The organism is Streptococcus ferus DSM 20646 (genome assembly GCF_000372425.1).
Lineage (GTDB): Bacteria > Bacillota > Bacilli > Lactobacillales > Streptococcaceae > Streptococcus > Streptococcus ferus.
Window position 1 is genome coordinate 218,513 of the sequence record NZ_AQVD01000003.1, and the last position, 18,985, is coordinate 237,497.

The 18,985-nt window shown below is 43.3% G+C and carries 23 protein-coding genes and 1 pseudogene; 21 read left to right on the forward strand and 3 right to left on the reverse strand.

All coding sequences use genetic code 11. The features are described from left to right. The first annotated feature begins 52 nt into the window (after positions 1 to 52). Both A3GY_RS0106410 and A3GY_RS0106415 read left to right on the forward strand, forming a co-directional pair. Positions 53 to 1,759: an ABC transporter ATP-binding protein gene (locus A3GY_RS0106410; protein ID WP_018030591.1), complete on the forward strand. Its 1,707-nt coding sequence runs from the start codon at positions 53 to 55 to the stop codon at positions 1,757 to 1,759. Between the two features lie 4 nt (positions 1,760 to 1,763). After that, on the forward strand, positions 1,764 to 3,560 hold the full coding sequence (locus A3GY_RS0106415; protein ID WP_018030592.1) for an ABC transporter ATP-binding protein: 1,797 nt from the start codon (positions 1,764 to 1,766) through the stop codon (positions 3,558 to 3,560). Positions 3,561 to 3,629: 69 nt separating this feature from the next. On the opposite strand, the gene A3GY_RS0106420 is transcribed toward A3GY_RS0106415, so the two are convergent. The 3 genes from A3GY_RS0106420 to A3GY_RS0106430 form a co-directional block, all read right to left on the reverse strand. Further along, positions 3,630 to 4,421, reverse strand: coding sequence for a formate/nitrite transporter family protein (locus A3GY_RS0106420; protein ID WP_018030593.1), 792 nt, complete (start codon positions 4,419 to 4,421; stop codon positions 3,630 to 3,632). Positions 4,422 to 4,492: 71 nt separating this feature from the next. Beyond that, the gene (locus A3GY_RS0106425; protein WP_018030594.1) at positions 4,493 to 5,719 is read right to left on the reverse strand and encodes an NAD(P)H-dependent oxidoreductase; all 1,227 of its coding nucleotides are present in this window, start codon (positions 5,717 to 5,719) and stop codon (positions 4,493 to 4,495) included. Between the two features lie 11 nt (positions 5,720 to 5,730). Further along, on the reverse strand, positions 5,731 to 6,336 hold the full coding sequence (locus A3GY_RS0106430; RefSeq protein WP_018030595.1) for an NADPH-dependent FMN reductase: 606 nt from the start codon (positions 6,334 to 6,336) through the stop codon (positions 5,731 to 5,733). 167 nt (positions 6,337 to 6,503) lie between these two features. Between A3GY_RS0106430 and A3GY_RS0106435 the strand changes: the two genes are divergently transcribed. The 19 genes and pseudogenes from A3GY_RS0106435 to A3GY_RS10415 all read left to right on the forward strand — a co-directional run. Continuing rightward, positions 6,504 to 6,863 carry a YbaN family protein gene (locus A3GY_RS0106435; protein WP_018030596.1) on the forward strand — a complete coding sequence of 120 codons (360 nt, stop codon included), beginning with the start codon at positions 6,504 to 6,506 and terminating at the stop codon, positions 6,861 to 6,863. A 62-nt stretch (positions 6,864 to 6,925) separates the two neighbouring features. After that, entirely contained in the window at positions 6,926 to 7,372 is a 447-nt protein-coding gene (locus A3GY_RS0106440) for a dUTP diphosphatase (RefSeq protein WP_018030597.1), read from the forward strand. 6 nt (positions 7,373 to 7,378) lie between these two features. Beyond that, on the forward strand, positions 7,379 to 7,873 hold the full coding sequence (locus A3GY_RS0106445; protein WP_018030598.1) for an isochorismatase family protein: 495 nt from the start codon (positions 7,379 to 7,381) through the stop codon (positions 7,871 to 7,873). After that, entirely contained in the window at positions 7,846 to 9,015 is a 1,170-nt protein-coding gene (locus A3GY_RS0106450; RefSeq protein WP_040803918.1) for a macrolide family glycosyltransferase, read from the forward strand. The genes A3GY_RS0106445 and A3GY_RS0106450 overlap by 28 nt, the downstream gene beginning before the upstream one ends. Positions 9,016 to 9,026: 11 nt before the next feature. After that, the gene (gene radA, locus A3GY_RS0106455) at positions 9,027 to 10,391 is read left to right on the forward strand and encodes a DNA repair protein RadA (RefSeq protein WP_051048381.1); all 1,365 of its coding nucleotides are present in this window, start codon (positions 9,027 to 9,029) and stop codon (positions 10,389 to 10,391) included. 90 nt (positions 10,392 to 10,481) lie between these two features. Further along, on the forward strand, positions 10,482 to 10,976 hold the full coding sequence (locus A3GY_RS0106460) for a beta-class carbonic anhydrase (RefSeq protein WP_018030601.1): 495 nt from the start codon (positions 10,482 to 10,484) through the stop codon (positions 10,974 to 10,976). A 95-nt stretch (positions 10,977 to 11,071) separates the two neighbouring features. Then, positions 11,072 to 11,779: a TIGR00266 family protein gene (locus tag A3GY_RS0106465; RefSeq protein ID WP_018030602.1), complete on the forward strand. Its 708-nt coding sequence runs from the start codon at positions 11,072 to 11,074 to the stop codon at positions 11,777 to 11,779. Positions 11,780 to 11,880: 101 nt separating this feature from the next. Beyond that, complete coding sequence (gene gltX / locus A3GY_RS0106470) at positions 11,881 to 13,338, forward strand: glutamate--tRNA ligase (protein WP_018030603.1); 1,458 nt, start codon at positions 11,881 to 11,883, stop codon at positions 13,336 to 13,338. 118 nt (positions 13,339 to 13,456) lie between these two features. After that, positions 13,457 to 13,981, forward strand: a complete 525-nt coding sequence (locus tag A3GY_RS0106475) for a transcription repressor NadR (protein ID WP_018030604.1) — start codon at positions 13,457 to 13,459, stop codon at positions 13,979 to 13,981. Positions 13,982 to 14,053: 72 nt separating this feature from the next. Then, the gene (locus A3GY_RS0106480) at positions 14,054 to 14,596 is read left to right on the forward strand and encodes a hypothetical protein (protein ID WP_018030605.1); all 543 of its coding nucleotides are present in this window, start codon (positions 14,054 to 14,056) and stop codon (positions 14,594 to 14,596) included. 93 nt (positions 14,597 to 14,689) lie between these two features. Further along, positions 14,690 to 15,955, forward strand: a complete 1,266-nt coding sequence (locus tag A3GY_RS0106485; RefSeq protein ID WP_018030606.1) for a hypothetical protein — start codon at positions 14,690 to 14,692, stop codon at positions 15,953 to 15,955. Between the two features lie 167 nt (positions 15,956 to 16,122). Continuing rightward, on the forward strand, positions 16,123 to 16,503 hold the full coding sequence (locus A3GY_RS0106490; RefSeq protein WP_018030607.1) for a DUF1310 family protein: 381 nt from the start codon (positions 16,123 to 16,125) through the stop codon (positions 16,501 to 16,503). 6 nt (positions 16,504 to 16,509) lie between these two features. Beyond that, positions 16,510 to 16,671: a hypothetical protein gene (locus A3GY_RS10450; RefSeq protein WP_248681178.1), complete on the forward strand. Its 162-nt coding sequence runs from the start codon at positions 16,510 to 16,512 to the stop codon at positions 16,669 to 16,671. Between the two features lie 51 nt (positions 16,672 to 16,722). Beyond that, positions 16,723 to 17,025 carry an alpha/beta fold hydrolase gene (locus tag A3GY_RS10455; protein ID WP_018030609.1) on the forward strand — a complete coding sequence of 101 codons (303 nt, stop codon included), beginning with the start codon at positions 16,723 to 16,725 and terminating at the stop codon, positions 17,023 to 17,025. Positions 17,026 to 17,089: 64 nt separating this feature from the next. After that, positions 17,090 to 17,497 carry a hypothetical protein gene (locus A3GY_RS0106505; RefSeq protein ID WP_018030610.1) on the forward strand — a complete coding sequence of 136 codons (408 nt, stop codon included), beginning with the start codon at positions 17,090 to 17,092 and terminating at the stop codon, positions 17,495 to 17,497. 4 nt (positions 17,498 to 17,501) lie between these two features. After that, positions 17,502 to 17,696: a hypothetical protein gene (locus tag A3GY_RS09740; RefSeq protein WP_018030611.1), complete on the forward strand. Its 195-nt coding sequence runs from the start codon at positions 17,502 to 17,504 to the stop codon at positions 17,694 to 17,696. Beyond that, the gene (locus tag A3GY_RS0106515) at positions 17,678 to 18,163 is read left to right on the forward strand and encodes a Tle-like phospholipase domain-containing protein (RefSeq protein WP_018030612.1); all 486 of its coding nucleotides are present in this window, start codon (positions 17,678 to 17,680) and stop codon (positions 18,161 to 18,163) included. Before A3GY_RS09740 ends, A3GY_RS0106515 begins: the two co-directional genes overlap by 19 nt. 101 nt (positions 18,164 to 18,264) lie before the next feature. Beyond that, positions 18,265 to 18,648, forward strand: coding sequence for a DUF1310 family protein (locus A3GY_RS0106520; RefSeq protein ID WP_018030613.1), 384 nt, complete (start codon positions 18,265 to 18,267; stop codon positions 18,646 to 18,648). A gap of 1 nt (position 18,649) precedes the next feature. Further along, positions 18,650 to 18,985 (forward strand): annotated as a pseudogene (locus tag A3GY_RS10415) (triacylglycerol lipase); the annotation flags it as partial.

The following is an 18,985-nucleotide window of genomic DNA, read 5'->3' on the forward strand; positions in this document are numbered from 1 at the left end:
GCTGACTTGAATCCCAGACTTTGCTGGGTTTTTTATTGTTTAAGGAGAAATTATGTTAATCAAAGCCATTATGCGTTATAAATGGTATGCCCTTGCTTCCATCCTGATGATCAGTCTGGTAGTAGGCAGCGCCTTGCTGCAGCCGCGTTATTTGAAGGATGTCCTTGCGGCGGTACTAGAAAATGACCAAGATAAGATTTATCAGATTGGTATCTGGCTCCTAGTTATTGCCGGTGTCGGTTTAATCGCCGGTGCTCTCAATACGGTACTGGCTGCCAAGATTTCCCAAGGGGTATCAGCAGATATCCGTGAACAGACTTTTCGGAAGATACAGTCCTTCTCTTATGCCAATATCGAGGAATTTAATGCCGGCAATCTAGTGGTTAGGATGACAAATGATGTGAACCAAATTCAAAACTTGGTGATGATGCTCTTCCAAGTCCTTCTGCGCCTGCCGATTCTCTTTTTAGGTTCCTTTATTCTGGCCATTAACACGTTGCCAGAATTGTGGTGGGTTATTGTCGGCATGGTGGTTCTGATTTTCTTGATTGTCATGGTGACTATGGGGGTTATGGGGCCTCGCTTTGCTATTTTCCAAAAACTTCTGGATAAGATCAATGCGATTGCCAAGGAAAACTTGCGGGGCGTCCGTGTTGTGAAATCCTTTGTCCAGGAAAAGAGCCAATATGCAAAATTCAAAACAGTTTCCAATGAACTTTTGGGTTTGAACCTCTTTATCGGCTATGGCTTTGCCTTTATGCAGCCTGCACTAATGTTTGTTGCCTTCTTTGCCATGTATACGGCCATTTATACGGTATCAGACCTAGCCAAAACAGATCCAATGGTCATCGGAAAAGTTGCCTCCTTTATGACTTATATGATGCAGATCATCTTCTCCATCATTATGGTTGGCTTTATGGGAATGCAGGCCAGTCGTGCCTTTATTTCCTTAAGTCGTTTGAAGGAAGTGCTTGATACGGAACCTGCCATGACATTTGAAGGGACAGCAGATGAGGACTTGTCAGGAGACATTATCTTTGACCATGTGACCTTCACCTATCCTAAGGATGATGAGGCTACGCTGAAAGAGGTCAGCTTTAATATTGAATCAGGTCAGATGATTGGTGTGGTTGGTGCGACAGGGTCTGGGAAATCAACGCTGGCACAGTTGATTCCGCGTCTCTTTGATCCTCAAGAGGGTCGCATTATGATTGGCGGCAGAGACTTAAAAACGCTGAGCCGTGACACCTTGAGACAAACCGTTTCGATTGTCCTGCAAAAGGCCATTCTTTTCAGCGGAACGATTGCTGATAATTTGCGTCAGGGTCAGGCTGGAGCTGATGTTGCTGCCATGGAGCGGGCGGCTGGTATTGCTCAGGCCAAGGAGTTCATTGATCGTCTGTCTGATACTTATGACAGCGAGGTTGAAGAACGGGGCAATAACTTCTCCGGAGGACAGAAGCAACGAATGTCAATTGCGCGAGGGGTTATTGGGGATCCTAAAATTCTGATTTTGGACGATTCCACTTCGGCTCTTGATGCTCGCTCAGAAAAGCTGGTTCAAGAAGCGCTTAACCATGATTTGAAAGATACGACAACCATTATTATTGCGCAAAAGATTTCATCTGTTGTCCATGCCGATAAGATTTTGGTTTTGGATGAAGGCCGCTTAATCGGCCAGGGCAGCCATGCTGAGCTGGTGGCTACCAATGCTGTCTACCGTGAAATTTACGAAACACAAAAAGGAAAGGAGGAGTAGTGAGATGAAGACCCTAAGATTTTTCTGGTTCTATTTTAAAAAATACAAATTGTCTTTCACTGTTATTGCCCTGATGATTATACTGGCGACCTATCTTCAGGTCAAAGCCCCGGTTTATCTGGGTCAGGCCTTAACAGAACTGGCAGAATGGGCTGGCAAGTACGCCAAGGCTAAGGCTGTCAGTCAGGCGACAGGTACTAAAATGGTTCTGCCTAAGCTGACCGCTTTCAACAGCGTTATGTTTAAGCTCCTTCTGGCGTACAGTTTTACAGCTTTAGCGACCCTTGTCTACTCTCTCCTCTTTAGCCGTATTATCAGCTACTCGACCAACCAAATGCGGAAAGGCCTTTTTGGGAAATTGGAACGCATGACGGTTGCTTACTTTGACCAGCACAAGGATGGGGATATTTTATCACGTTTTACCAGTGACTTGGACAATATCCAGAACTCTCTCAATCAAAGTTTTGTCGGGGTTCTGACCAATATCGCCCTCTACATTGGCTTGGTCTGGATTATGTTTGCAGAGAATGTGAAGTTGGCGCTTGTCACAGTAGCCTCAACGCCTCTGGCTTTTATCTTTCTGATTTTTATCGTGAGAATGGCTAGAAAATACACCGATTTGCAGCAAAAAGAGGTTTCCCAGCTCAATGCCTATATGGATGAGAAAATTTCGGGCCAAAAAGCTATTATTGTGCAAGGTCTTGAAGAGGAAACGGTGGCAGGCTTTATGGAGCACAATGAACGTGTCCGCAAAGCAACCTTTAAAGGCCGTCTTTTTGGAGGCCTCCTCTTTCCTGTCATGAATGGGATGAGTCTTCTTAATACGGCTATCGTCATCTTTGTGGGGTCAACCTTGGCCCTAAATGACAAATCCCTATCAACAGCGGCCGCGCTCGGTCTGGTCGTCACTTTTGTTCAATATTCACAGCAATACTATCAGCCTGTCATGCAGGTGGCCGCTTCTTGGGCGGAACTCCAATTGGCCTTCACAGGTGCTGGTCGTATTCAGGAAATCTTTGATCAGCCGGAAGAAATCCGTCCTCAAAATGCCCCTCGGTTTACCGAACTTAAGGAAGGTGTGGAGATTAAAGGAATTGATTTTGGCTATCTTCCAGGCAAGCAAGTTCTGTCAAATGTTTCGATTTCGGCTCCAAAAGGCAAGATGATTGCTGTCGTTGGTCCTACCGGTTCAGGTAAGACAACTATCATGAACTTAATCAATCGTTTTTATGACGTGGATGCTGGCTCCATCACCTTTGATGGACGTGATATCCGTGACTATGATTTGGACAGCCTGCGTGCAAAGACTGGGATTGTCTTGCAAGAGTCGGTTTTATTCAGCGGAACGATTGCTGACAACATCAAATTTGGAAATCCAGATGCCAGTCAGGAGATGGTAGAAACGGCTGCGCGGGCAACCCATATCCATGAGTTCATTGAGAGCCTGCCGGACAAATACGAGACAGTCGTTTCAGATGACGAAAATATCTTTTCAACTGGGCAGAAACAGCTGCTTTCCATCGCCAGAACCCTCTTGACAGATCCGCAAGTCCTTATCTTGGATGAAGCGACCTCTAATGTGGACACGGTGACGGAGAGCAAGCTACAGCTTGCGATGGAAACCATTATTGCCGGCCGGACCAGCTTTGTTATTGCTCACCGCCTTAAGACCATTTTGAATGCGGATGAGATCATTGTCCTTAAAGACGGCAAAGTAATCGAACAGGGCAATCACCGCCAGCTCTTGCAGGCGAAGGGCTTCTATTCTGAATTGTATCACAACCAGTTTGTCTTTGAATGAGACATTATTTGCAATTCTCAAAAGTCCACACGAAATTTCGTGTGGACTTTTTACTATGGATGGCAGTGACTAGGATTCAACGTGTTTAGTTTTTGTTTGATTAAGCCAGGCGTAGGCAATTCCGATGAAGAGTCCACCACCGACCCAGTTGCCAAAAAAGACAACAATCCATTGGCGCAAAACGTTAACGAGATTAAACCCTTTAATTTGTTCGACGGGGCTGAAAGCTGCCAACATAAAAGAGGCAAAGTTTGCAATTAAGTGCTCATTGATTAAAAAAACAAACATAAAGATAGCTGAAATAACAATAAAAAATTTAGCTACTTCTTCCTTGAGGAGCATATAGCCTAAAATGGCAATATTGACAAAGATATTGGCCGTAATCCCTTCAATGAAGTTCATCCAGTCGGTTTTAGCCAGTTTCAGCTGAACGGCATTTATAACGAAGCTTTTATCTGTCAACTGACTGAAAGAGAAGGACTGGTTGAAAAGCCAAGCTAAAATGATGGCTCCGACCAAATTGAACAGTGTACAGTAGAGCAAAATCAAGATGGTTTTTCGCCAGCTGATTTGTTTGTAGTAAGAGCCGGCGGTCAGATACATCATATTAGACGTCGCCAACTCCCCATTAAAAATCAAAACATAGACAAGTCCAATAGCAAAAATAAAGGTAAAGATAAAGCGTCCCAGAGAAGGGAACTGGGTTGAAATTACATCTGCCCCAATAATACCAACGGCTGTTGACATGGTTAGAAAAGCGCCGGCAAAGATAGATCTCAGGGCATAGCGAGCCAGACTTTCATCAAAAAGAGCTTCTTTTTTAGCACAAGCCGTAGTTATTTTTTCTTGAAATAAAGACATGGAGTACCTCTTTAAAATAGTGCATTCAGAATGAAAAAACGGGAGGGACAAACACTCCCGAAAATGTATGATTAGTGAGTCGAAGCACCAGAAGTCGCATCAGCAGAAACATCAGCTCCAGCCACAGTAGCTGAGGCGCCAGAAGTTGCATCGCTACTCGGTGCGACAGGTCCAACCTTGCCTCCGACAAGGTGCTGTCCAGTCATTTGTAAATACCAGTCTAACCAAGGTTTAAAATTGAAAATAATTTCATTGATTCCTGCAAAGGAACCGTCAGGATAATACATCGCTTGATAATTATGAGTATTAATAATTTCAGGTGGAGTGCCCGGGACAACGGTACGGACATACTCCTCATTGCCATTTCGGAGGCTGCCAACCACCCATTCCACATTCTTCATACGGCCAGCTGGCAAAGAATCATGGACAGTTGCTAAGCGATTTCCGACCTGCTCTCTGACGCGCTTTCCAAGCATAGTATTAGGTTCTTGGTGTTTATTATTATAGTAAAGAAACTGATTGTTATCATCAGAATAAGTCAGTTCAAAAGGCATAGCATTGAGAAACATATTGATTTGATCAACTGTCAAGAGCCCATTGTCAAGTTTGACATAGGTATCTCCTTCTACTGCATTAACTAGGTTTGCGGCTTTGTCAAGCCAGTCTGGGTCGTCTGGGTCAACCCCTTGGATAGTCGTAGCAATCGGCTTGGTGCAGTACAGATCTTCCGGTTCAATGGGTTTTGGTTTTTTCAATTGAGACACCACTTCAACATATTTGATAAAATTATCAAGACAGCTGCCAAGAAAATCAATTGTTCCTTGATTAGTGATATCACCATTGTTATCAAAAGCTTCTTTGGCGCGGCCCAGAAGAAATTCATTCCCAGGTAAGGTGTAGGCATTTACCCCAGGAGCTTCTAGAATTTTACGTAGGTGTACCTGAGCGCGTGAAGTCCCCTGATCATAGTAAGAGGCTCCAACAATCATGACAGGCTTATTTTCAAGTGGATGTAGCTTATAGGATAGCCATTCCAGAGTGCTCTTAAGGGCAGGGGTAATAGTGTGATTGTGTTCGGGTGTGGCGATAATGACACCATCTGCTCGAATAATTTTATTGTTGAGATAACGTAAACTAAAAGAGTCCGATTGATCATCATCTTGATTGAAAAGGGGGACATCCTTGATTTCGAGGATCTCTAGTTCGCATTTTATTTTAAAATGGCGCTGGATAAATTTAAGGAGCAGACGATTATAAGATTGGTCTGCATTTGAACCAACGATTCCGACAAATTTCATAGTTTTTCTCCTTATGTTAGACTTTCCCAATCAAAGTTTTCAGCTTCTTTGTGCAAGAGTTCTTGGGCATTGGATAATTTACCTGTGATTTTAACAAAGAGACGGAAATCATCAAAAATGGCATCTAGCTTTTGAATGGTTTCTAAATCAAAGAGATTGCCATCTTTATCAAAGGCTTGAAGTGAATGAGAGAGTAAGAACTCATCGGGCAAGACACTGGCCTTCAGCTCTGGTGCATTCAATATCTGGCGAAGTTGCAGCTGGGCACGCGAGGAACCCAAAGTTCCATAAGAGGCGCCGGTAATCATGACAGGTTTATTCAGCAGCGGAAAGATACCATAGGACAGCCAGGCTAAAGCGTTCATAAGTGAAGCGGGAATAGAGTGGTCATACTCCGGTGTGCCGATAATAACACCTTCAGCTTTTTCAATTTTAGCAGCCATTTTTAAAACACTATCTGGAAGCTGCCTGTCGGCTGGTTTGTTAAAAAGTGGCAAATCCTTAATTTCGAGCAATTCAATGTCGGCTTTGTCCGAAAAGTGCCTTTGAATATATTCCAAAAGTTTACGATTGGTAGATTCTGCGGAATTCGTTCCCACCAGTCCAATAAGCTTCATACTCGCTATCTCCTTTATTAATCACCTAAAAGTTAAAAGTAAATGGTTTCACAGATAATGATAACGCTTTACTTCTTATCTGTCAATTACTTCCTTGGCGGACCAATCAGCTCTTTCTGGCTGGTGGGATTTTAGTGATTTTGATACAATAGGGCATAGAGGTGAATATGAAGAAAATAGTATATTTATTCGTCGGCTTTGTAAGTCTGTTTTTGGGTCTGATTGGAATTTTTTTGCCAATTCTGCCAACAACTCCTTTTCTTTTGCTATCCGGCGTTTGTTTTGCGAAGAGCTCCCAGAGGGTTGAAAGATGGCTGAAAGGCACATCGCTATACCACTTCTATGTGGCTGATTATGCTGAAACAAAAACGATTTCTAAAGAACGGAAGAAAAAAATTATCTGGCAGATTTACCTTTTAATGGGCATATCAATCTATTTAGCACCCTTGTGGCCCATTAAAATAAGTCTACTGCTTCTAACCCTTTTTATTAATTATTATTTATTTAAAATTATTCCCGATAAGTAGCTAGCTTTTGTCAGCTCTTAACGAATAAAATGAAATGAGTCATGCAGAAATAGGAGAGTTTAATGTCTAAAATCCGCGGTTTTGAACTGGTCAGCCAGTTTACAGATGAAAACTTATTGCCCAAACGAGAAACGGCCCATGCAGCAGGCTATGATTTGAAGGTGGCGGTGGAAACCGCCATCACGCCGGGAGAGATTAAGATGGTGCCGACAGGCGTCAAGGCCTACATGCAGGCGGGTGAAGTCCTCTGCCTCTTTGACCGCTCCTCCAACCCCCGCAAAAAAGGTCTGGTCCTCATCAACTCTGTCGGTGTCATTGACGGGGATTATTATGGCAATCCAGCCAATGAAGGCCATATCTTTGCCCAGATGAAAAATATCACCGATGAACCAGTCATCCTAGAGGTCGGCGAGCGCATCGTCCAAGGGGTCTTTATGCCTTTCTTAGTCGTCGATGGCGATGAGGCGGACGGCGTGAGGACAGGCGGATTTGGCTCAACAGGAGTTTAGGACAAGATGGCAGAATATTTGTTAGTCATTGATATGCAGACAGACTATGTTGCCGATGGCAAGCTCTATAATCAGAACCAGCTAGTAACAGCAGTTAACCAAAAGATTGCCCATTACCCGAGTGATCGGGTTATCTACGTGGTCAATCGATTTTTTTGGGAGATAAATAAGGAGTCTAAAAAATTTGTAGATGGTCTATCCCTAGTATCTAATCAGGTTTTTGAAAAACGCCGTATATCTTGCTTTACCAATCACTATTTGAAGCGTTTTTTAGAAAAAAATCGTGCAAGAAGTCTGGAAATTGTTGGCGTTGATGGCAATGGCTGTGTCAATGGTTCTGTTCTCAATGCAGCTTCCCTAGGCTATCAAGTTGCTGTCGACTTAACCTGTTTGGGTGTTGCCAATCAAAAGAAATTTCAAAAAACACTCAGGAAGTGGGAGCGATATGGTGTCATAATTAAAGGAGAATCTTTATGTCCGCACGCCAACGAAAGATTTTAATGGTCAACTTGCCTTTTTCTGGTCATACCAATCCCACGCTTGAATTGGCAAGGGTCTTGGTTGGGCTTGGCCATCAGGTGGCTTATGTTCATGCACCAGAATGGCGTGGGAAAGTTGAACAAACAGGAGCACACTTTATCCCCTATGACAATTATCCGGATAACTTATCGGCTTCTCGTAAAGAACTTCGCAGTTTTTCAGCTGCTTACGATACCGTTTTTCGTGTCGGTAAAGATTTTGATTGTTTGATTTATGAAATGCTCTTTGTATCAGGCAAGGCATTGGCAGACCATTTAGGGATCCCGTCGTTTCGGCTTTTTTCAACCTTTGCGCTCAACGAACAAGTCATTTCCGATTTTGCGCAAACAGGCGGCGGGCAACTAACAGCCTTCTTTCGCTACAAACCTTTGCTGAACTTTTTATCCAGACGGTTGCAAAAGCGTTTTGGATGGTATTACCCTGATATTGTCAACGAAATAACCAGAAATAATCCAGCCCTCAACTTTACCTACACCGTCAGAGAATTTCAGCCTTATGCCGATGATTTTGATGCAGACAAGTATCAGTTTGTTGGTCCGTCAATCGGAGACAGGGGAGAAGCTGTCTTTGATTTTTCCGAAATGTCAGACCCCATCATCTATGTTTCTTTGGGCACTTTGCTCAATACCTCGGTCAATTTTTTCAAAACCTGTATTGAAGCCTTTAAGCATCAGCCGGTATCCGTCATCATGTCTATTGGAAAGACGATAAAAGTGGAACAATTGGGGGCTTTACCAGATAATGTCTTTGTCTATCCTTACGTCCCCCAACTGGAGATTCTGCAAAAAGCCTCACTGTTTATCACTCATGGAGGCATGAACAGTGTCAATGAATCCCTCTATTATGGCTGTCCCATGCTAGTGATACCGATGGGAAATGACCAGCCACGGGTTGCCCAGCAGGTGGTGGATTTGCATTTGGGAAAAATGGTGGCGCATAAAGGACTTACTGCAAAGCAACTAAGAGACAGTGCCTATTCTGTTTTGCAAGATGTTTCTTATCAGAAAAAACTAGAAGAATTTCAAAACTTATCTCAATCAGCTGGTGGCAATCAAGCCATTGCCCAGATGATTTTAAAGTCATTAGATAACCAACCGAAGTAAGGAGAATCATCATCGCTAAGAAAAAAACAAGTTTTGTTTGCCAGGAGTGCGGGTATAATTCCCCTAAATATTTGGGGCGCTGTCCTAATTGCTCTTCCTGGTCCTCATTCGTGGAAGAAGTTGAGGTTGCCGAAGTCAAGAATGCGCGGGTATCTCTAACCGGTGAAAAAACGAAACCCATTAAACTAAATCAGGTCACCTCTAGTCAGGTGGCTCGTACGAAAACGGATATGGAAGAATTCAACCGTGTGCTTGGTGGAGGTGTCGTTCCAGGATCCCTAGTCCTGATTGGCGGTGACCCTGGGATTGGCAAGTCAACCTTGCTTTTGCAAGTCTCTACCCAGTTGGCGGATAAAGGAACGGTTTTATATGTTTCCGGTGAGGAATCAGCAGAACAAATTAAGCTGCGGTCAGAACGTCTGGGAGATATTGACAATGCGTTTTATCTCTATGCTGAGACCAATATGCAGGCCATTCGGGCTGAAATTGAAAAATTACAGCCAGATTTCCTGATTATTGATTCGATACAGACCATTATGAGTCCCGAAATAACAAGTGTTCAGGGTTCTGTCAGTCAGGTCAGGGAAGTGACCGCCGAATTGATGCAGCTGGCCAAGACCAACAATATTGCGACTTTTATTGTCGGTCACGTGACCAAGGAAGGGACTTTGGCGGGTCCTCGTATGCTAGAGCATATGGTGGATACCGTTCTTTATTTTGAAGGGGAGCGTCAGCACACCTTTCGTATCCTACGGGCAGTCAAAAACCGTTTTGGATCGACCAATGAGATTGGTATTTTTGAGATGCAGTCTCAAGGTTTGGTCGAAGTCCTCAACCCCAGTCAGGTCTTTTTAGAGGAGCGGCTAGAAGGGGCAACTGGTTCAGCCATCGTCGTGACTATGGAGGGAAGCAGGCCGATTCTAGCTGAAGTCCAAGCTCTGGTCACACCGACAGTCTTTGGCAATGCCAAGCGGACGACAACGGGGCTTGATTTCAACCGTGCCAGTCTTATTATGGCTGTTCTTGAGAAGCGTTGCGGTCTCCTTCTGCAAAATCAGGATGCTTACCTCAAATCGGCCGGTGGGGTCAAATTAGATGAACCAGCTATTGATTTGGCTGTTGCGGTTGCTATTGCATCAAGCTATAAGGAGCAGCCAACCAATCCACAGGAGTGCTATATCGGAGAAATCGGGCTGACAGGAGAAATTCGTCGAGTCAATCGCTTGGAGCAAAGAATCAAAGAAGCCAGTAAACTAGGTTTTACCAAAATTTATGTTCCTAAAAATGCCCTCTCAGGTTTAGAAATTCCGAACAATACTCAAGTTATTGGTGCAGCTACAGTTGGTGAGGTTCTAAAGCATGTTTTCTCGACATAGAGGGATGCCTGTTTAGGACAGACGGCCTTAAAAGTGGTATGATGCTCTATAAGTGAACGCTTACCGCTTAATGATTGCAAAGGAGATTTTATGTCGTATTTTGAGAACTATTTAAACGCCAACAAGGCCTATGTGGACTTGCATGGCAATAAGCACTTGCCTCTGAAACCTAAAACAAGAGTGGCTATTTTAACCTGTATGGACTCCAGACTCCATGTGGCACCGGCCTTAGGTTTGGCTTTAGGGGATGCCCATATTTTGCGGAATGCAGGAGGGCGTGTCACAGATGATGTTATTCGGTCCTTAGTCATCTCCCAACAGCAGCTAGGGACGCGGGAAGTCGTGGTTATGCACCATACAGATTGCGGTGCCCAGACTTTTACCAATGACAGTTTTGCCCAGCAATTGCAGCGTGATTTGGGTGTTGACGTGGAAGGACAGGACTTCCTGCCCTTTGATGACATTGAAGCCAGCGTTCGCCATGATGTCAACTTGCTAAAGGCTTCTCCTTTAATCCCAGACGACATCGTAATTTCAGGAGCTGTCTACGATGTTGATACTGGCCGGATCACCGAAGTTAACTAAGCTAGGAAAAAGCGCTCTATCCTCTTTGGGCAGGACTTGCCCAGAAATCATGAAAACGCTATAATAAAAGAAAAAGAAAAGTGAGGATTATACTCATGGCGGATAATCGGATGAAGTATACGATTAGTAGCGGTCAGTTTCCCTTTGTTGAGATTGAATTGGAAGCGGGGGAATCAGCTTATGTTCAGCGAGGTTCTATGGTCTACCACACACCTGGTGTGTCACTCAACACTAAGTTGAACGCTAAAGGGGATGGTGTCGGTAAACTGCTTGGGGCTGTCGGACGTTCAATTGTGTCTGGAGAATCAGCCTTTATCACGCAGGCGATATCAAATGAACCCTTGGGACGTCTAGCGATTGCCCCATCAGTTCCTGGTCAGGTGATTACGCTGGAATTGGGGCAGAAGCAGTACCGACTAAACGATGGTGCTTTTCTGGCGCTTGACGGGTCAGCCTTTTATACCATGCAAAGACAGAGTGTCGGACGTGCGCTTTTTGGCGGTCAGGGCGGTTTCTTTGTCATGACGACTGAAGGTCAAGGCACTCTCTTAGCCAATGCTTTTGGTTCTATCCGCAAAATTACCCTGCAGAATAATCAAATCACGATTGACAACGCCCACGTTGTTGCCTGGAGTGCAGATCTAGACTATGATATTCATTTGGAAAATGGGTTTATGCAGTCTATTGGTACGGGGGAAGGAGTGGTCAATACCTTCCGCGGCACAGGAGAAATTTATGTTCAAAGTCTCAATGTGCAGACTTTTGCAGGTGTCTTAAATCCGTATATAAGTACAGGAAAGTAAAACTTAGTCCTAAAGCAAGTCACAAGCCTAGTCATCGGTTTTGTGACTCGCTTTTTTTTGTGCTATAATAAGCTTGATTGAATTTTACAGGAGACAGACTATTGGCAAATCAAATTCGTGTGCGCTACGCACCAAGTCCAACAGGACTTTTACATATTGGAAATGCGCGAACTGCGCTCTTTAACTACCTTTATGCCCGTCACTACGGTGGCGACTTTATCATTCGGATTGAAGATACTGACCGTAAGCGGCATGTTGAGGACGGCGAGCGGTCTCAGTTGGAAAATCTGCGCTGGTTAGGCATTGACTGGGATGAAAGCCCTGAAACACATGACCAGTATCGGCAATCTGAACGCCTGGCCATCTACCAGCATTACATCAGCGCTTTGCTGGATAAGGGGTTGGCCTATAAGTCTTATGTGACTGAAGAGGAGCTTGCTGCAGAACGTGAACGCCAAGAGGCAGCCGGAGAAACGCCTCGTTATATCAATGAGTTTTTGGGCATGTCAGAAACTGAAAAAGCAGCCTATATTGCGGAGCGTGAGGCGGCAGGGATTGTTCCGACTGTTCGTTTGGCGGTCAATGAAGCCGGTATCTATCAGTGGAATGACATGGTCAAAGGGGAGATTGTCTTTGAAGGTGGCAACATCGGTGGTGACTGGGTTATTCAGAAGCGTGATGGCTATCCAACCTACAACTTTGCAGTCGTGATTGACGACCATCTGATGGAAATCTCTCATGTGATTCGTGGAGACGACCATATTGCCAATACTCCTAAGCAGCTCATGGTCTATGAAGCGCTTGACTGGGAAGCGCCTGTCTTTGGTCACATGACCCTCATTATCAATTCCGAAACAGGCAAGAAATTATCGAAGCGTGATACCAATACGCTGCAGTTTATTGAAGATTACCGCCAAAAAGGGTATCTGCCTGAAGCTGTTTTTAACTTTATCGCCCTCTTGGGCTGGAATCCCGGCGGTGAAAATGAAATTTTCTCACGTCAGGAATTGATTGAACTTTTTGATGAAAAACGCCTGAGCAAATCACCGGCCGCTTTTGACCAGAAGAAATTGGACTGGATGAGCAATGACTATATCAAGAATGCCGACTTTTCGAAGATTTTTGCAATGGCTAAGCCTTATCTTGAAAAAGCAGGCCGCTTGACAGATAAGGCAGAAAAACTGGTAGAGCTCTACCAGCCACAGATGACTTCTGTGGATGAAATTATCCCCCTGACAGACCTTTTCTTTGAAGATTTTCCAGCCTTGACTGATCAGGAAAGAGAAGTTATGGCAGCTGAAACGGTTCCGACGGTTCTTAAAGCTTTTAAAGCAAAATTAGAAGCTATGTCAGATGAAGCATTTCAGTCTGAAAATATCTTTCCGCAAATCAAGGCTGTCCAAAAGGAAACAGGTATTAAAGGCAAGAACCTTTTCATGCCGATCCGTATCGCTGTATCCGGCGAAATGCACGGTCCAGAATTACCAGATACGATTTATCTGCTTGGCAGGGAAAAGTCAATTGAACACATCTCAGCTATGTTAGACCAAATTAGTTAATCAAAAAGCCCTGTCTGCCAGACAGGGCTTTTTTCTGATACTGTCTGACACGGTCTGGGAAAATTGACAAATCGGACGTCTTTTAAGACAATAGTAAGAAAAAGGATGGTCAAGGTAGATGAAAGCAAACGAACGCCGCCAGCAGATTCTGGCTTTATTACAAACCAGTCCAGAACCCTTGGCTGCCGGTCGCCTGGCAAAAGAATTGAAAGTCAGTCGCCAGATTATTGTTGGTGATGTGGCTCTGTTGCGAGCAGAAAGTCATGATATTATTGCAACGCACCGCGGCTACCTCTTATCAGAAAAGCTTCAGCCACTTCAACACCAGTTTCAGGCCAAGGTGGTCTGCAAGCATGGCCCTGAGGCTGTCCAGGAGGAGTTTGAGCTGATTATTGCCAATGGTGGAAGAATTCTTGATGTTGAAGTGGAACATCCCTTGTATGGTCTCATAACAGCCCCGCTTAATATCGGTGATGAGGAAGATATTGCTTTTTATCTGTCAAAATTAGCGGATCATAAAGATAGTCTGCTCAGCCGCCTGACAGATGGTATCCATCTTCATACGATTGCCTGTCAAGACAAGGCGACTTTTGATCGAATTACAGCGGCGCTTGACCGAGCTGCTATCAGCTACAAGGGATAACAGAACACAGGTGTCTTGACGCTTGTCAAAAATAAGAGTAAACTGGAGACATTACATTTTAGGAGGAAGAGAATGTCCAGTTTGCAAGCATCTCGTCGACACGTCCAAAATCTAACCATCTCGGCTCTTTTGATAGCTTTTGGAATCGCCATTCCGATGTTTATGCCCATCAAGCTGATTATCGGGCCGGCCTCTTACACCCTAGCCAGTCATGTTCCCCTTTTTATTGCCTTATTTATTTCACCTGCTGTTGCGGTAGCAGTTGCTTTGGGAACAACCTTGGGTTTCTTTTTTGCAGGTTTTCCTTTTGTCATTGTTGTCCGGGCATTGACGCAGCTTGTCTTTGTTCTAATTGGGGCTTATTGGCTGCAAAAATCCCCCAAACTTCTGGACAATGCGAAGCTGACTTTCGGTTTTGCTGTAGGGATTAACCTGATTCATGCACTATTTGAATTTCTTGCCGTTTTAGTCTTAACGAATGCCGGAGCGCTAAGCGCTTCTTATGTGGGGGTGCTGGTCGGTCTGATTGGTCTGGGAACCTTAGTTCATGGAACGATTGACTTTTACCTAGCGCTTTATTGTTGGCGTTTTCTTAAGAGAATTGGGAGCCTCTAGTTTAGAGGTGCTCTTGACTGTCTCAGGCTTGTTTTAGATATTGAAATCAAGCCCTACTTATAGTATAATGAGAAAAAACCTTAAGGAGATTATATGTCAGAAGAACTTAACCAAGGTGTCTCACCAGAAGAGACAGCAAATACCGCCTCGCAAAATCAGCCACCAGTTGATAAGAATCAAACACCTCCGGCAGCTTCTCAAGGCCCTGTTTTTGAAGATATTCCGAGTCAAGGAACACAGGCTTCAGCACCGGCCTCACAAGCAACAGAATCGGCTCCCCACTATCAAGTGCCGCAAGAGCCTATTTCTCCAAATCAGCAGGTTCCTTATCAACAAGCTGGACAAGTTCCGCCTGGAGCACCGATTCCGCCATCTTATACCACTCCGCCTGGAGGACCTCAAGGCCCTAAACGCAAAGAAAATATTGTTCTGCCAATCATTTCCTTTGTCCTATCTTTCCTGTTCTTGATTCTATCTTGGGTGACATCAGTTCCTCATGTCTTCATGGTATTGGCATTCTTCGGGATTATTTTTGCTGTTGTTGCGCTTGTTTTGAATTGGAAGCGTAAGAAAGTTCTCTCTATCATTGCTGTTGCAGCAGCTTCCGTTGTCTTTTTAGCAAGTGGTGCAGCTGTCTTTGTTAATTCACTGAAAGATGCTGTTGTCTATGAAGATAGCAGAAAGGAAACAACAGAAGAATCCGATGATAGTGAAGAAACGGATTCCGAAGATGATACTAGCGGAACCAGCACCGATGTTAAGGATTATATTGCTGATCCAGATGATTACACGTTTAAATGGACAGTTAAGAACTTTAAATCTTTAGAGTTTGCAGGCTATGATGCTAAAAACGGGACGGATATTAAAACCATCCTTAAAAAATATGGAAAAGCGTCAAACGCTGAAATTTCTGACTCAGGTAATCGATTCTCTCTAGAGTACCAAGCTACAGATAATACTGATTATAAGACTGTTAATTTGGAATTTGAGAAACAGTATAATGGAAAAATCATTTTAGTTTCAGGCTCAGCTTATGGCTTTGAAACGGATGTTGTTGAGACAACCTCTGAAGACTCCTATAAGTCCACTTGGTCGAAGTCAGATATAGATAGTTTGAAAGTAGGAGATGCTACAACGGGTGTAGGGGGATCTAGCCTTAAAGATATTATCAAAAAGCATGGTAATCCCACTCGGGCTTTAATATCAGTCTCAAATTATGGAGACGGTTTTGAAGAGAGGCTACAGCTGAACTATCTTTCTTCTACAACAGATACATCAAAAGAAAACTATGTAGCACTAGACTTTGTTAAGTCAGAGGATAGCGACGACTATTTACTGATTTATAAATATCCCAAATGATAATAATTAATCAAAAAGAAGATAAATGGTGTGACACTTCCGTTATGGGAATATAAAGACAGCCTTCGTTGAACTCTAGTAATCTAGATTGCAACGAAGGTTATTTTCTTGTAGATTAAGTTAATTAGCCATCTAGTTGATTGATAGGATAAGATAAAGGAGAGGGTATGAAAAAAGGTCTTAAGGTTCTCATTTGTTTATTAGCCATTATCGGAATTGGAGTAGGAGGATTTGCAGTGCACCAACATCAGGAGAAAGAAAAGATGATTAAAATCGCCACCAGTGAGGAGGCGAAGAAGGTTATTGAAGAATATTTAAAAAACTTAGACAACAGGGCTTTGACAAACGAGGGACTGATAAAATCTTATCAAATTCAACGAGAAAAATTATACTATAATCCAATGGGAGGACTTTCAGTACTAGTTATTCTCAATGATGATGAACAATTGTATGTACGCTTGCTAATCATTAAATCGTCAGAAACAGGTGATTATGAAATTTCAGGAAGTGTAAAGTCAGCTAGTTTAGTAAATTTATTGGATAACTAGGAGGAGATGTTAATGCCTACATATACTGATGGAGAAGAGTTACAAATCGCTTTAGAAGAGTACGAAGTCTCTTCTAAAGGAGAACAGGTTACTATAGGGAAAAACGATGAAATAGTTATAGGCACGGTCACCCAAGTCTACGATAATACTTCTGGCGCTGGCGAGTAGGTCTATGCGGTAGTAGATAATCCCAATCAAAAGCCTAGTGAGGTTGAGGAAGTGACGGTTCTCTTCCGAGGGTCTGCGGGTCCGGATAAGGTGCTGACAGAGGATTTTCGGAATGACTGGCTGGAAAACGATATGGTTCTGGCTAATCGTATCTGGACAGAAGAAAAAACACCCTATCCGCGGAACTATGACCAGTCAACTGCCCAATTACGAGCAGCCTCAGATGCCTTGAATAAGATTATGAAAACCTACCCCAATTCCAAGGTCAATCTTTACGGTCATTCCCTAGGCTCGATGAATGCCCAGTACGCCATGGCTAATTTATCCCAAAAAGCCCTCAGCCGTGTCAAATAGTATGTTATACTATAAGAAAGTTAGGAGAGTTAGCTCTTTTATAGCATAACACAAGGAGATGCTGATGGAATTCAAAAACAAGTACTTGCTTTTGTTAGGAATAATAATCTGCATATTAGGAATTGTAGGAGGATGTCGTATGTTTGGAGATAAAGAAGAAACTTTAACTAGGGAACAACAGGATAATGTGGTAAGGTGGATAGCGCGTGGATATGATGTTCATGCTGTGGACTTTATTTCTTTTAGCAAAGATAAAAGTACAGGCATGTATCTTTTATCCTTCAGATTAAATAGTAATAAGAATTACGAGACAACTATTTCGATAAATGAAAAGGAGGAATTTAGCCAATCTGATGGTATTCTGGGGCTCAATCCTATAAGCAGATTTAGGGAATTAGAAAAGAAAAAAACACTCGATAAAGAATATAAAATTGATATTTCACAGATAGAAATTACATATTTAGAGGAGTAGGGATATGTCAATTACAGAAGAACAGTATAAATGGTTGGCCGAACAATCTTACTGGGTTGAGAAGGTTCGGGATGATGTTGACTATCATCCCGAAAAAGGGAAAAAATATTTTTCAACGGGAAAGATAATAGGCTTGGTCAATTCAAAGTCCTCAAAGTTGAAGACAACACAGATAATGGCATGCAGGCCATGGCGGTAGCACCTGTGGATAAGGACGGTAATGTGGATACCAGCCAAGTCGTTATCGCTTATGCGGGGACGAATGCAGGTGACCCTAAAGATCTCGAAACTGATGCTCAGTCTATTGGGCTGGGAAGAGATAAGTTATACATGCGCTCAGGACGGAATTCATCTACCGTTACTGATTCGCAATTTAAGACGGGAGTTGATTTTGCCAAGGCAGTCGAAAAGGCCTATCCCCGTGCAACGATCACCACGACCGGTCACTCCTTAGGTGGTTCTCTTTCCATGTACGTCAGTCTCAAGCAAGGCTATGCCAGCACGACCTACAACGGTCCCGACATCAGCCAGATGATTTCAGACAAGGAAATCAAGTATATGCAGGAGCACCGTGAGCAGTTTCGCAATTACCGCAATCCCCATGACATTATCGGGAATATCACGGGCAATAAGACCAAGTCTGCAATCTACCCCGATACGCCATGACTAACTTATCCGAAAAAGCCCTCAGCCGTGTCAAATATTATGTTATACTATAAGTTAATTAGCCATCTAGTTGATTGATAGGATAAGATAAAGGAGAGGGTATGAAAAAAGGCCTTAAGGTTCTCATTTGTTTATTAGCCATTATCGGAATTGGAGTAGGAGGATTTGCAGTGCACCAACATCAGGAGAAAGAAAAAATGATTAAAATCGCCACCAGTGAGGAGGCGAAGAAAGTCTATGAGGAACATATGAAAGCCAATGACCCTAAGGCATTGACAGAAGATGGTATCATAAAAACTTATGAAATTGATACCGAAAGCCTGTACTACAATCCAATGGGGGGAATAGAAGTCAGATTATATTTTAATAGTGATAAAAAGCTAGATTTTCATTTTGGGTTGATAGAAAATGATAAGGGGCAGTTAGAGTCTTCCGGTTATACTATTTCTCCTAAACTTTCAAAATTACTAAAAGGAGTAAAGTGATTTGAGTAAAGCAAAATATTTAAATGAACAAAATTTACAGACGGCTATGACTGAATATAGGGATATTTCAATTGGTCGTGAAGTGAAGGACCAATTTGATCGAAGTGTAGGTTATGCTACTCAAGTCTACGACAACGAACACGGCAATGGCGAGCAGGTCTATGCGGTAGTAGACAATCCCAATCAAAAACCTAGTGAGGTTGAGGAAGTGACGGTTCTCTTCCGAGGGTCTGCGGGTCCAAACAAGGTGCTGACAGAGGATTTTCGGAATGACTGGCTGGAAAACGATATGGTTCTGGCTAATCGTATCTGGACAGAAGAAAAAACACCCTATCCG